The 13,741-nt window shown below is 39.7% G+C and carries 14 protein-coding genes; 6 read left to right on the forward strand and 8 right to left on the reverse strand.

What is annotated here, in order from left to right:
• Positions 1 to 72: 72 nt before the first annotated feature.
• Complete coding sequence (locus tag ORQ98_RS05255) at positions 73 to 897, forward strand: type 2 periplasmic-binding domain-containing protein (protein WP_274687733.1); 825 nt, start codon at positions 73 to 75, stop codon at positions 895 to 897.
• Here ORQ98_RS05255 and ORQ98_RS05260 read toward each other — a convergent pair whose 3' ends face one another.
• The 3 genes from ORQ98_RS05260 to ORQ98_RS05270 form a co-directional block, all read right to left on the reverse strand.
• Positions 898 to 2,361, reverse strand: a complete 1,464-nt coding sequence (locus tag ORQ98_RS05260) for an ATP-binding protein (protein WP_274687734.1) — start codon at positions 2,359 to 2,361, stop codon at positions 898 to 900. It lies immediately after the preceding gene.
• Positions 2,345 to 3,082, reverse strand: coding sequence for a response regulator (locus ORQ98_RS05265; protein ID WP_274687735.1), 738 nt, complete (start codon positions 3,080 to 3,082; stop codon positions 2,345 to 2,347). Before ORQ98_RS05265 ends, ORQ98_RS05260 begins: the two co-directional genes overlap by 17 nt.
• Positions 3,083 to 3,175: 93 nt before the next feature.
• On the reverse strand, positions 3,176 to 3,709 hold the full coding sequence (locus ORQ98_RS05270; protein ID WP_274687736.1) for a DUF2799 domain-containing protein: 534 nt from the start codon (positions 3,707 to 3,709) through the stop codon (positions 3,176 to 3,178).
• Between the two features lie 219 nt (positions 3,710 to 3,928).
• On the opposite strand from ORQ98_RS05270, the gene ORQ98_RS05275 reads away from it, so the two are divergent.
• Together ORQ98_RS05275 and ORQ98_RS05280 are read left to right on the forward strand one after the other, a co-directional pair.
• Positions 3,929 to 4,618: a hypothetical protein gene (locus ORQ98_RS05275; RefSeq protein ID WP_274687737.1), complete on the forward strand. Its 690-nt coding sequence runs from the start codon at positions 3,929 to 3,931 to the stop codon at positions 4,616 to 4,618.
• A gap of 255 nt (positions 4,619 to 4,873) precedes the next feature.
• Positions 4,874 to 5,167, forward strand: a complete 294-nt coding sequence (locus ORQ98_RS05280) for a DUF6482 family protein (protein ID WP_274687738.1) — start codon at positions 4,874 to 4,876, stop codon at positions 5,165 to 5,167.
• A gap of 248 nt (positions 5,168 to 5,415) precedes the next feature.
• On the opposite strand, the gene ORQ98_RS05285 is transcribed toward ORQ98_RS05280, so the two are convergent.
• The gene (locus ORQ98_RS05285; protein ID WP_274687739.1) at positions 5,416 to 6,186 is read right to left on the reverse strand and encodes an alpha/beta fold hydrolase; all 771 of its coding nucleotides are present in this window, start codon (positions 6,184 to 6,186) and stop codon (positions 5,416 to 5,418) included.
• Between the two features lie 270 nt (positions 6,187 to 6,456).
• On the opposite strand from ORQ98_RS05285, the gene ORQ98_RS05290 reads away from it, so the two are divergent.
• Both ORQ98_RS05290 and ORQ98_RS05295 read left to right on the forward strand, forming a co-directional pair.
• Positions 6,457 to 7,050, forward strand: coding sequence for a hypothetical protein (locus ORQ98_RS05290; RefSeq protein ID WP_274687740.1), 594 nt, complete (start codon positions 6,457 to 6,459; stop codon positions 7,048 to 7,050).
• A 464-nt stretch (positions 7,051 to 7,514) separates the two neighbouring features.
• Positions 7,515 to 7,748 carry a hypothetical protein gene (locus ORQ98_RS05295; protein WP_274687741.1) on the forward strand — a complete coding sequence of 78 codons (234 nt, stop codon included), beginning with the start codon at positions 7,515 to 7,517 and terminating at the stop codon, positions 7,746 to 7,748.
• 155 nt (positions 7,749 to 7,903) lie between these two features.
• Here ORQ98_RS05295 and ORQ98_RS05300 read toward each other — a convergent pair whose 3' ends face one another.
• The 3 genes from ORQ98_RS05300 to ORQ98_RS05310 all read right to left on the reverse strand — a co-directional run bounded on the left by ORQ98_RS05300 (position 7,904) and on the right by ORQ98_RS05310 (position 10,622).
• A complete protein-coding gene (locus ORQ98_RS05300) occupies positions 7,904 to 8,737 on the reverse strand; it encodes a thymidylate synthase (protein ID WP_274687742.1) in 834 nt (277 codons plus the stop codon).
• An 89-nt stretch (positions 8,738 to 8,826) separates the two neighbouring features.
• A complete protein-coding gene (gene lgt / locus ORQ98_RS05305) occupies positions 8,827 to 9,669 on the reverse strand; it encodes a prolipoprotein diacylglyceryl transferase (RefSeq protein ID WP_274687743.1) in 843 nt (280 codons plus the stop codon).
• A 164-nt stretch (positions 9,670 to 9,833) separates the two neighbouring features.
• Positions 9,834 to 10,622, reverse strand: coding sequence for a sulfite exporter TauE/SafE family protein (locus ORQ98_RS05310; protein ID WP_274687744.1), 789 nt, complete (start codon positions 10,620 to 10,622; stop codon positions 9,834 to 9,836).
• 215 nt (positions 10,623 to 10,837) lie between these two features.
• Here ORQ98_RS05310 and mepK point away from each other — a divergent pair, with 215 nt between their 5' ends.
• Positions 10,838 to 11,416 (forward strand): peptidoglycan L,D-endopeptidase MepK, encoded by a 579-nt coding sequence (mepK, locus tag ORQ98_RS05315; RefSeq protein ID WP_274687745.1) that lies wholly within the window; start codon positions 10,838 to 10,840, stop codon positions 11,414 to 11,416.
• On the opposite strand, the gene ptsP is transcribed toward mepK, so the two are convergent.
• Entirely contained in the window at positions 11,387 to 13,705 is a 2,319-nt protein-coding gene (gene ptsP, locus ORQ98_RS05320) for a phosphoenolpyruvate--protein phosphotransferase (protein ID WP_274687746.1), read from the reverse strand. The genes mepK and ptsP overlap by 30 nt on opposite strands.
• Positions 13,706 to 13,741 lie beyond the last annotated feature (36 nt).

Consider the following 13,741-nt stretch of genomic DNA (forward strand, 5'->3'; position numbering starts at 1 on the left):
CTTTCTACACTATTTGGACTAACAGTGGCTTCCATGCACTTATAACTTAATATAGATGTTAGAAACTCGTTTTTGTACAATAAATTAATTAGCTGGTATCGCTTATTGTATATCAAAAGTATTTTGTCAATTTTATCTTACAAGCCTTTAGCCTGGCTTAACTTAGTATTTCTAACTACTTATATTCAGTACTTGCATGCAGCCGCTACTCCTTCTTGTCAGAAAACACCTTTGACGCTTGCGGCACCATTATCTCCTCCTTACCATACCAATAACCAACAAGGCTTTATCGATAAATTTTTAAATTTAATTTTTTCAGAAATAGGTTGCAAAATAAAAGTTATTACGCTACCTGCCATGCGCACATTAAGCGACACCAATAAAGGCAAACTCGATGGAAATTTTATGTTTTCAGATGAACTATATATTGATAAATACCCTAATTTAATAAGAATTGAACCCAGTTACTTTAGTTATTTTTTAGCTTTTACCGGGTTTGGTAATTTACCTAAATCAGATAAAGAAATTTCCATCTACAGACTAGCAACCATTAGAGGCATGTCATTACCTAAACCCCTTGTAGATCATCAACATGTTTTTCTTGCTAAAGATCTCACTCAGTTAACCACCTTACTACGACGCAACCGAGTAGACGTAGCTATAATGCCAGTAGCTGTCGCCTACTTTTATAAACAACAAAGCTGTTTTAAGTCATTAAATATAACTGTTTATTCAGAGTTAAGTGTTAATTTATATATTTATTTACACAAACGACATAGTAACATCAAAGCTCCTCTCAGCAATAGCGTGCGCCGGCTTAAACGAAGCAAGCAATACCAGCAGCTTTTACAAACAGCTATCAGAAAAGGGTTAGATATTCCGTTACCAACATGCTAATCAGTGTCTGGGTAAAACCACCCTAACGATAAGCCCACACTCATGATGGTTATCAAGTAGCAGCTCACCACCATGGGCCTTCACTATGCTTCTTGCGATACCTAAACCTAAACCAGTACCACCTGTATTGCGATTACGGGATTTTTCTATACGATAATAAGGTTCAAAAACCTGTTCCAGCTCTTCTTCAGAAATACCAGGCCCATAATCACGAATAATTATTTTAATTTCATCGACATCATCTTCTAAATTTACCTCTGCTCGTTCGCCGTAGAAAATAGCATTATCAATCAAGTTTGTTAAACAACGTTTAAGGGCCAACGGTTTTCCCATATAAGGTTTTTTAATTTCACCATAAATTTTAATGGTGTGACCAGCCTCTTCTACATCTCTTTTTAGTTTATTAATAATATCCATTAAATTTGTTGGTGACTGAGGCTCATCAAGCTCCGTATCTTTAGCACATTGTAAAGCGCCTTTAACCATTATTTCTAACTCTTCCAAGTCGGTAACAAACTTTTCTCTGCTGGTTTCTTCTTCCAGCATTTCTGCTCTTAGCCGCAACCGGGTGATCGGGGTCTTCAAGTCATGAGAAATAGCAGCGAATAACCGAGCCCGGTCATCTATATAGCGTTTCAGCCGTTGCTGCATTGCATTAAACGTTCGTGCAGTGGCAATCATTTCCTTACTGCCTTTTTCTGCAAGTGGAGGGTGATCTAAATCCCTGCCTAAATCATCTGCAGCTTTTGATAATCTAGCCAATGGCTCAGTCAGCCAGCGTACCGCAAAAAAAGAAATTAATAATACGCAAAGAATGGTCAGCCCTAAAAATAATACCCGTTCAAATGATATAAACTCAGTCTTAGCTAAAAAAGTTGGGTGAGGTATTAGTGCTGCAACATATAACCATTCTTTTTCTGCTAGTTTTATCTGGGTAACTAAAATTGGAGGTGATAATGGTTTAATCAGTAAACTATGATGAGCCCAGCGAGGAGGTAAGTCGGTCAAATAGGTATTGTTATTAAAAACTTTTAGCTTTTCTGCCTCAGCAAACTGCACAATTATTCTTGGCTTGCCCCCCAGCTCTTTCCGTAAAATTGTATAAAACTGATCGACTACTATGTCATGTAAGTAACTATCTGCCAGATCGTCTACTAATATTTGTGCTTGATTGACACTAACAAAAAAGCGCGTGCCTCCCATATTACGTAATTGATCGAGCACAATATGTCGATATTGATGGGGCAATGACTGGAAAAACTTTACCGTAGAAGCCACACCATAAGCCATATGATTCGCCATATTAGTGACACTGGCTTCTTCTGCCCGGCGAGCCTGGGTAATCCATACAACGCTGCTGATTACCTGGGCCAGCAAAACCCCCAGCAACAGCACAACCACCAATCGCCAGCGTAACGATCCAGGCCAAAGCTTCTGTTTACTAAGTTTAGAAGTCCACTTCATCTTGCTGAGCGACAGGTACTGCTAGTACATAGCCAACTCCCCTGACTGTTTTAATAATCTGGGGGTTCTTACCATCATCACCTAAACGATGACGCAGCCGGCTGATATGCACATCAATAGAACGATCAAATGGGCTAGCTTCTCGCCCTCGGGTTAAATCGGAAATTTCATCTCGTTTTAAAATAGTTTGCGGGCGCTCTAAAAATAGCATCAATAAAGCAAAGTCAGCACCTGATAAGGTTACTTCATTGCCATTATCATCAACAAGTTTTCGGGCCGTTGAGTCTAATACCCAGTTTGAGAAACAAAAGAAACGTTTGGCAGTAACTGCCTCCTGCTGCCTGTCTGACTGCCCTGTTCTTCGTAAGATTGCTTTAATTCTGGCCAATAGTTCACGAGGGTTAAAAGGCTTAGCCATATAGTCATCAGCCCCCATTTCTAAACCCACAATACTATCGGTTTCATCTGAGCTGGCAGTTAACATAATGATTGGCACATCCGACAATTGACGAATTTTTTGACAAAGTGAAAACCCGTCTTCACCAGGCAGCATGATATCCAGTAAAATTAAATCGACCGGCTGAAGAGGGAATAAGCGAAATAACTCTGTTCCATCACCTGCTTGAAGTACTTGAAAACCATTTTTCGCCAGATAATCATGGAGCAACTGTCGAAGCTCAATATCATCATCGACAACTAAAATTTTTTTTTCATTATACATGCAGTGTTTAATTGCCCTCTATTACCAGCCATAACCACTTTTACTTTAGGGCAGAGACAGCAAACAATTATTAGAGGTGCCCTTTAGCATTATTTACGACTGTATAACTATACCTAATGCGTAGGGTTTCACCAACCTACATGATGGAGGCGGAATTTTTGTGCTCTTTTCATGCTTTAGTCTTTCAACGTTCTCTCGAAGCTGCCAAATTTCCCGCTCTAGTTCCCGTATCCGCTGCTCTGTACGATAAGCACGCTCTCCCTGGTGCCAGGCCCGTAAAAACTCAGCCTCTTCCTCCTCAGAGCAAACACCAGAGTAACTATAGCCATGTCGCCCCAGATAGTAGCCATTAGCCGGACGACAATAATGGCGAACGCCTTCCTCACGACCTTGTTGATAACTAGTTAAGTCTGGAACAACCCCATACTCTGCACAAGCTTTGCGGTGCTCTGCAACAAAGCCTGGTAATCGCCCTTTAGTACCATCTTCATAACCAATAGTCTGCCAGTTAGCAGACAAACACTCTTCCCGGCTTAGTGTGGCACAACCATTCAACCCAACAATAGCAAGTCCTATCAAGGCCCAACGCCACAAAGGCGTTATTTTTGTTGCAATTCTGACCACCACTTGCTTACCTGCCTAACCCACTTTACCCTTTTTACATTATACAACTTGTCTCCCTTCTACGTGCTATCAAGTTGCTGGCTATCAAACTAACGGTTATCAATATACAAGCTGTTCTATATTGAACTTTGAGTCATATAGCGTAATCTTTTAAATACTACCTAAGTAGTTTATCTGTTCAAGTAGCCAGTAACCTTGATATAAGAGTAATACACAAACCCAATGAAGCGATATTATAAACCAGCTGTAGCCCTTCTGTTAGCTTGCATTTTTACCTTGACCAGTTGCTCAAACCAACCTTTCCAAATTGAAAATCTTGCAAAAACAGACACTGATTTAGTAGCTGATTCAGTTCGACAAAACATGAACAAGCTACTTAAGCGATTATTAATTAAGCTTTATAAGCGTAACCCTGCTGAGCTAGCTAAGAATCCAAATCAAACCATTAAAACACGCACTGAGCAATTGTTTAATAATGCAAGCCTGAAACGCTATCCAGAGCTTTCGGGCAAACAGGCTATCGACGCCATGCTATTGGCATTTGATGATCATTTTCATGGTGATCGAGTATTTGCTTTGATGGCAGGCTTAACCGACATGATCAAACAGTCTTATAATTATCGTAACGAGTTTTTTGTATTAGATGAGCTAGACCAGCAAAAACTTTACAATAGCGCAAGGAATATGGAAGTATTGGCTTGGCGATTAAACAATCGACTAAATGCCCAAGGAAAGCCTTATCTACTCACCAATGCGACTAAAACTCAATCACTCAATCTAAGTTTTGAACGGCTATTTGGAAAAATGATCGCTTTACAAGATATGATGGCCATGATTATTGCCGATAAAACCAACAGGACAATTAATTTTATAGTTAGAGGGGTAGCAACTGGAACATTTATACCCATTTAATAAAACTACACTACTAATAAGCTTGCTATTATTCAAGCTCATCACTAATTTAAATTGGTAGCAAGAAACATCTCTTCCAATATGAAGCTATTCATAATTTAAATAAAGTATTAGTAATTATAGTGATAATAACTAAGCTATAGCAATTCGCTAATAGTTAATTATAAATTATTTCATTCATTTTTTTGGTTAAAGCCCCCTGATTAAGCTAGGATTGAAACGTCAGCTGCCTGCACATGAAAGGAGCCTCGTAGCATGTATCTCAGGAAAATAAAGTCTCACCATTTACCTATTCATGAGCTCAACATCATTTCCCATGAAGGGGATATATACATAGCAGAAGTTCGTATCCATGATCATATCAGCGTCATTCGAGACGAAATAACAGACCAGCCAGTTATTTTTCATAGCGTTAACAGCGTGAAGGAATGCTTTCAGGGTATTAATATCGTTTGTATGAATCTTGTTCACTATACCCCTTATGATGAAATGATAGGTAATGATACTGAATGTGCTGGAAAAATGGTTATACATTCAAATGTTGCATAACCACTGGCCTAAAAATTGCCGTGACTTTATCTCTAATTGTTAACGCCACTCATCTATTATTCATAGCCCCATGGGTGCAAATCTGTTACTGCAGTTGCTACCCTAGCTGATCAAAAATGCTACTGGGGCTCATCACTCAGTCGTCTAACCCAAAATTCTTTTACATTGGGTATACTATTTTCATTTCCCTTAGAATATCTTAATATTCACTATTAATTAAAATATAAGTTGCTTTTTACTTATCGGTTTTAGTCCTCCCCAAGAAACCTCTCGACAACCCGGCAGAATAGCTCTGGTTTTTCTGCATGCAGCCAATGGCCTGTATTTGGAATTTCCCTCACTTGAGCATTAGGGAACATTGCTATAATTTCATTTCTATGTTTTGGTAATAAATAGTCTGAGTTTCCTCCCTTAATAAACAATACATCTCCATTATATGGTTTATCAAAGGTTTGCCCATCAATAATATTTTCATACTGATTATGTAAGGCAGCTAAATTCATTCGCCAGGTAAAACCCGCTTCAGTGCTTTTAACCAGGTTTTTTAATAAAAAGCTTCTTACTGGTAATTCTTTAATGTGCTGCTGTAAAATTTTATCTGCTTCAATACGAGATTTTATAGCTTTTGGGTTAATCGCCTGCAGCCCTGCAAATACATCATTATGCCTGGCACTATATTTAATTGGTGCAATATCAGCTACTATCAACTTATTTACATACTGTGGATTGTTTAAGGCAAGCTGCATTACAGCTTTTCCACCCATAGAATGTCCTAATAAATGTGCCGCCTTAATTCCATGCTCGTCCATAAAGTGAGCAACATCACCTGCCATTAACTGATGATCCATTCTATCTGAATGAGGTGAACGGCCATGATTTCTCATATCAAGAGAATAAACCATAAACTTTTCAGCTAAAATTTTGGCAATACCTCCTAGGTTTTCCAGCGAACCGAATAACCCATGCACCAATATTAAAGGTTCACCAACGCCCAATACTTTATGATGTAGTTTCAACATAGTTATTTCACTGCAGCAACATAGTACCAATCAATCATTATGATGTGATTATAATAGAATTTCGGTTATATTAAAATACACTTTTAATTTTATTTCATTATACCTGCAAGCAATTAAAACTATTTTTTAAAAAATAAAGTAAGAACCAGTAGATTGTAGAAATTATAAATTTAATCTGAACTATCCGAAAAACTGTATTAGTATAATACTATACTCTACTTATTGGGTATAACAAAAAGGAACTTTGTACGAAAAAATAGTGGTAGCAAAATGGAAATTTCTCCTTTTATATTTTACGCCGGTATCGAAGCAATTACTGTTCTATTCTTTTCTTGCATATTTCTTGGCTTCCTGTTATTCAAGTTAAAAAAAATGCATGTCAACATATTACATGCACTATACAATTATCAGCCTAGCAAAAGGGTTTCATTTATTGAGGTTTTCAAACATTTTAAAAATCACTCTCCAACAACAAAAATACATCAGCTTCTGTCAGTTTGTACTGAACAAGAGCAAACTATTAACATGATGAAATTACAACTAGAGAAGTTAAGTTACCAAACAGAACTTGATGAAGGGGGTCCACAAGAGTTAGTTACACAGCAGAATGAAGTTATCAGACAGCATGAGAATACTATTAACAAGCTACAACAAGAGCTTGAAAGCTCAAATTTAAAAGTCAGCGAACTTCAAGCCTTATTAAGTAAAAACGACCTAATATCTGGCTCAGAAGAAGATCTTCGCTCTATTATCCAGCGATTCATTATCGAAATAAAAGAACTAATGAACTGCATATATACTCTTGAAAAGGAAAATGATTCTTTAAAATCTAAGCTAGGTATGGACTCTTTTGAAATAAGCTAATTACCAAAAATAGATAGCTATATCAGTAGAGCCTCTTATACCTCAATGGCTTAGCCAACTCCAACCCAACACCTACTTACCGTAAATACTGCTATTAGAGTAAGGGGTATCAGCAGCTTCATAAGCATTTTCGCTTATTTATTTTTCTTCAAAAAAACACAAAATAACCGCTATAAATATTCACCGTTTTTGAAATCATAAATATGCGCTACAAACAAGCAGTGACTAGTCTATGTTCCACGGCATACAGTGCCTGAGAATCAAGTAAGTTCTTATGTTGTAGTCATCACCACCTGAATTAAAACCATTTCACGGATTTGTAATTTAAGGTGATTTATAGCTAATAGCTATCAAAAACTGTGAATTCAAGGTTTGAGTTTATCTCTACTTGGAACTATGTTCTATCGCCTGTTATCACCTAATTTTAGGTGAAAAAGGACGCCTTCTTTACAAAGGACAATCTCATGAAAAAAGCGATCTTTTTTTTATTATTCACGGGTTTATCCATCGTGGGTTGCTCACAAAATACTATCAACAATGAATCCCTGTTCATTTCAGAAGTAGTCACAGAGGAAGCCGCTTCAACTTGCACAGAGTGGGCATTTGAAGACAAAGTACCATCAGATGCTGTTAATAAATACGTGAATGAGTGTGTTGCCTATTTAATAGGTGAGCGTGACGAGCCAGCCTATTTATGATCCTAGATATCAATAGCTTAATTAGAGTAACTGTAGCAGTGACTTTGGATTGCTAGTTAATCCCACCACTACTGCTACTGCTACTCTGATTATGTTTATTGATACTTTATTAGATTATCACAAATACGATCTAACTCTATCTATAGCCACTTCCATTATACAGCAACCGCAGCTTTAATATGCGGATGCGCCTGATAGCCAACTAGTTCAAAGTCATCGTAGCTAAATGAAAATATATCAGTAACCTGTGGATTAACTTTCATTTTAGGTGACGGGAAGGGCTCCCTTGTCAACTGTTCTTCTGCTTGCTGTAAATGATTACTATATAAATGAGCATCTCCTAACGTATGGACAAACTCTCCATATTCCAGGCCGCACACCTGAGCAATCATCATAGTGAGTAAACTATAAGAAGCAATATTAAAAGGAACACCCAGAAAAATATCAGCACTACGCTGATAAAGCTGACAAGATAGCTTGCCATTTGCTACATAAAACTGAAACAAGCAATGACAAGGAGGCAGTGCTTGCTTACCATTTGCAGCGTTTTCGCTGGGTTTAAGCCCTGTATCAGGGAGTACAGCAGGGTTCCAAGCACTAACCAGTAAACGGCGAGAGTCTGGATCACGCTTAATGGCTTCTACCAGCTCAGCAATTTGATCAATCGTTTCTCCACTACTTCCCTCCCATGATCGCCACTGCTTTCCATAAACCGGGCCAAGTTCACCTTCTGCAGTTGCCCATTCATCCCAAATTGAAACACCATGTTCTTTCAGGTATTTAATATTAGTATCACCACGTAGAAACCAAAGCAGCTCATGAATAATTGATTTCAAGTGACACTTTTTTGTAGTGACTAAGGGGAACCCAGCAGCTAAATCAAAGCGCATTTGATATCCAAAAACGCTATAGGTACCTGTACCAGTTCGATCTGCTTTATAAACACCATGTTCTTTAACATGACGCATTAAATCTAAATACTGCTTCATATTGTTTTACAAATAGCCAGTGCTTTTGAAAGTTATCTAGAAAAAGTCTTGGGTCTGTTAATATTTCTAAGCTCAAGCATCAATGGACTCTATGCTTTTGCTTTGTGCTTATCTAAAAAAGCTTGGTCATCACTATTGATCCCATTAATTAAAGGATAGCGCTGGTAAGCAAAAATGATAAAGGCCACCCCCAGGATAATCATAGGTAATGACAAGATTTGCCCCATAGTTAACCAATCAAAAGCTATGTATTGGAGATGTTCATCAGGTAAGCGGACAAACTCAACTAACGACCGGAATAAGCCATAACCAAGCAAAAATACTCCTGATACAGCCATTCTTGGACGAGGTTTTTGAGAAAACCAGTATAAAATCAAAAATAATACGACACCCTCTAGGGCAAACTCATACAGCTGGGATGGGTGCCTAGGTTCTATGCCTACACTTGGAAAGATAACTCCCCAACTACCATCTGTTGGCTTACCATACAGCTCCCCGTTAATAAAATTACCTATTCGACCAGCCCCCAACCCTAAAGGTACTAGTGGGGCAATAAAGTCTGTCATTTGAAAGAAAGATTTATTAATTTTTCGGCCATAAAACAACATGGCTACCAGCACGCCTAGTAGCCCACCATGGAAAGACATTCCCCCTTCCCACACTTTTAATAACATCCATGGTCTAGCAATAAAGTCGTCAAAATAATAAAACAACATCGAGCCTACACGACCACCGATCACAACACCTAAAGCACCGTAGAAAATTAGGTCTGACACCTGGTCTTTATTCCATAGCCCTTGGGATTTTGCTGCCCGGCTATTAGCCAACCACCAGGCAAGCGCAAAGCCAACCAAATACATAAGGCCATACCAGTGTATCTGAACTGCCCCTAGATCCAGTGCAACCTTATCTATGTTATGGGTGTATACCATTATTTCATCCCATTAAATTAATTGAGCCAGTAGCCACGCAATAAAGCTGATACTCCTTGCGACAGATTCTTTGAATTGAGAAACAGGGTGTATGAGTGCTTAGCTATCGTAAAAACTCTCAATATCAGTCTAAATCTTATACAAAAGCATAAAACATCAGCTGCTTAAAAAAACATCATATGCCCACCAACAGCGCACAATAGCAAGGCAAACAGTTGACGTACATAATTTGAAGGAAGCCTGTGTGCTAGCCATGCTCCCAGCTTGGCAAATATCACACTGGTTAAAATAATTCCTAACAAAGCAGGCAAGTATACATAACCAACAGCCAGATCGGGTAGTGCGGGATTCCCCCATCCTACCACAATATATGTACAAGCCCCGGCAATTGCGATAGGAAGGCCACAAGCAGCAGAGGTCCCTATTGACTGCTTGACAGGCACTCCTTGCCAAGTGAGAAAAGGCACAGTCATTGTGCCACCACCAATCCCAAAAATGGCAGACAAAAAGCCGATTACACCACCACCACCACTTAATAATGGTTTATTGGTCTTTTCTCGCTGTTGGCCAGGAGACCAGTTTACCGCCATTTTTAAACCTACTAATAATGCAAAAACTCCAAAAACCAGCTGCAGTTTATCTCCAGAGAGTGAAGCAGCAAAAAACACCCCTAAAATAGAGCCAATAATAATGCCCAAAGTCAGCCATTTCACCAGTAGCCAGTTAACAGCTTGTTTATCATGATGCGCTTTTACGGAACTTAGAGAAGTAATTACAATAGTTGCCAAAGAAGTGCCTATAGCTAAGTGAGTTAGCGTATCAGGTGCAAACTGTTGTAGTTCAAAGCATGCAATCAACACTGGTACAATAATTAACCCGCCACCTACCCCAAATAAGCCAGCAAGTGTGCCTGCTACCATTCCTACTAAGATATAAGACAAAAACAAACTCATAAAATTATCTGCCAGGTATAGATAAACGTGTTTTCAGAATATTTTTTCATACATTGAACCTACAGGTATACAACGGGTCTTACTTATGCATAATTACTCACATGAATGAACGCTCAATAATACTAATAAAAACCCAAAATCGTTCAATTTTTAAACACTTTTATTTTTGGTCTTGCAAACTTGATCAAAAATTTAATTTTTGAAAGGTATTAATTGTGCGCAATCGAAGCATGGAACAGAAGCTGTCTCGCCGCCAGTTTCTGATGTGTTCTGCTGCTACTTTGACCACAGCAGCATTATCAAGTTACAGTCAAGCCTCTATTTTTAAAGACTTTGCTCAACCTGCTTATAAGTCTCTCGTACTAAATAATACCCACACGGGGGAAAAAGTATCTGTTACTTTTTGGGAAAAAGGCCAAATTGTAAAAGATGCTATGTCTGAAATTAATCGAGTACTTCGTGACCACCGTTCAGGTGAAACATACAGCATGGATCCAGAATTAATGGACTTGCTTTTCTGGTTACAATATCAGCTCGATTTACCAGCCAAAACACCCTTTAATGTTATTTCAGGCTATCGCTCACCAAAAACCAATGCAATGTTGCGCCGTCAGGGCCGTAGCGTAGCTAAAAATAGCTTTCATATGAAAGGAAGAGCCATAGATATAGCTGTACCTGGGCGTAACTTAAAAGATGTAAGAGGTGCAGCACTCAGTCTGAAAGGTGGTGGAGTAGGCTATTATCCTGGAAGTGGTTTCGTTCACTTAGATACCGGCCCCACACGCATTTGGTGAAGCACTGATTTCTGTCGGGTTAAGTTCTTTGGCAGGGGTCAAAATTTTTCCCAGCCCCGCCTTTCTTAACTCCAACTCAAGTGTACTGTGAATGATCTTGGCATCATCAAGCACAAGCACCTTGCTTAGTACTTCTTTTGCCCAGCCAACACTGATATTACTCAACACCCATTTTACTTTGGGTAAGTTCGTAGCATTCATAGACAGCACATCAAACCCCATTGCAACCAATAGTACTACTGCTAGCGGTTCTCCAGCCATCTCACCACAAATACTGACAGGCTTTCCTGCAGCATGGGCATCTTTCACAACTGACTGCAATGCATACAATACTGCAGGATGAAACGAGTGATATAAGTCAGCCACCCGCGGATTATTTCTATCCACAGCCAGAATATATTGGGTCAGGTCGTTACTACCAATGGATAAAAAGTCAACGCGTTTTACAAATTCAGACACTTGATATACAGCACCTGGTACTTCAATCATCACTCCCACTGGAGGAAATTGTACGTTAACGCCTTCACTCACAACCTCCCCATAGGCTCGATGAATTAAGTGTAAAGCATCATCAACTTCCGCCACGCTGGAAATCATAGGCAACATAATACGTAAATTATTAAGCCCAGCACTGGCCTTTAACATGGCGCGAATCTGCACCAAAAAAATTTCAGGATGATCTAACGTAACTCGAATACCTCGCCAACCAAGAAACGGGTTATCTTCTTCAATTGGAAAATAGGATAGTGATTTATCACCCCCAATATCCAGGGTTCTCATCGTAACCGGGCTCGGAGCAAATGCTTGCAGCTGGGCGCGATAGATTTCCTGCTGTTCATTTTCACTCGGAAACCGCTCCCGAATCATAAAAGGTACTTCTGTGCGATACAGACCAACCCCTTCAGCCCCACGGTCTAACGAGCGCATAACATCTGTCATTAGCCCGGTATTTACCCATAATGGAATACGAAAGTTGTCGCGTGTAATACAAGGACGCCCTTTTAATCCTTCTAAACCGGCAATAAATTGCTTTTCTTCATCAACGACTTCTTGGTATTGGTTACATAGCTCACTAGATGGACTTAAATAGACTCGACCTAAATTCCCATCGACAATCATCTTTTTGCCGCTGAGTTGGTTATACGGCAGGTCAACTGCGCCCATTACTGTGGGAATTCCCATGGCCCGAGCTAATATAGCCACATGAGAGTTAACTGAGCCCAACACTGACACCAGCCCCACTAACTTTTCTTTAGGCACTTCTCCTAGCATGGTAGGAGTCACTTCTTCACTGATTAAAATGGTGTTTTCTGGGTAGGAGACATTAATCTTATTGTCTTCTTGAAGGTAGGCTAAGACTCTTCGGCCTAAGTCTTTAACATCGACTGCCCGCTCTCTTAAGTAAGGGTCTTCCATCATTTCAAAGGCACGGACATGCTCTTCAATCACCTGTCTCAATGCACCTTGAGCCCATTGCCCCTGCCGAATCAGCGCACTAACTTCAGCACCGATGGCATTGTCATCCAGCATGCGCAAATACACATCAAATAATGCCTGCTCTTCTGGCCTGATTCGATCTGCCAGCTTACTAGCAGTACGTCGCATATCCTCACGCACTGCTTCCAGGGCCTGTTGAAACGAATGCAACTCAAGATCTGCATCCTCAGCTTCTTTATCAGGTACTGCACTCAAGAAAGCAGGTGGCAATATAACTACCGCCTCACCAATAGCTACTCCTGGTGCACCGGCTACACCATTAAACTTGGCTTCATGGGGCTCGCCACTTTTACGGTTGGACTTTTTGATGGAACCGGTGGCTTCAGCATGCGCAATAACACCAGCAAGCTGTGCTGACATAGTGACTAAAAATGACTCTTCACTTTCCCTGAAACGACGCCGCTCTCGTTGTTGTACAACAAGTACTCCCAAAATTTGCCGGTGATGAATAATGGGAACACCTAAAAAAGCATGGAAACATTCTTCTCCAGTTTCTTCTAAATAAAGAAACTTTGGATGGGTAGGAGCATCTTCTAAGTTAATTGGTTCTTCACGCAGCCCAACTTGGCCTACTAAACCTTCTGAGCGACCAATGGTGATACCAATAGCAGAGCGATTAAGCCCTTCAGTGGCCATCAGCGTATATTGGTTGGTTTCATGATCAAATAGATAAACAGAGCAAACCTCTGTGTGCATGGCTTGACGCACTTGCGTGACAATAATATCCAATGCCGTCTCCAGGTCGTGAGCGGCATTCACTTCTTGGACGATCCTCCTTAACGTATTGAGCATACTTACCTATCCGCAACCTTAACCATTGTGGTAGCC

It is taken from the genome of Spartinivicinus poritis, assembly GCF_028858535.1.
In the GTDB taxonomy this organism is placed as follows: domain Bacteria; phylum Pseudomonadota; class Gammaproteobacteria; order Pseudomonadales; family Zooshikellaceae; genus Spartinivicinus; species Spartinivicinus poritis.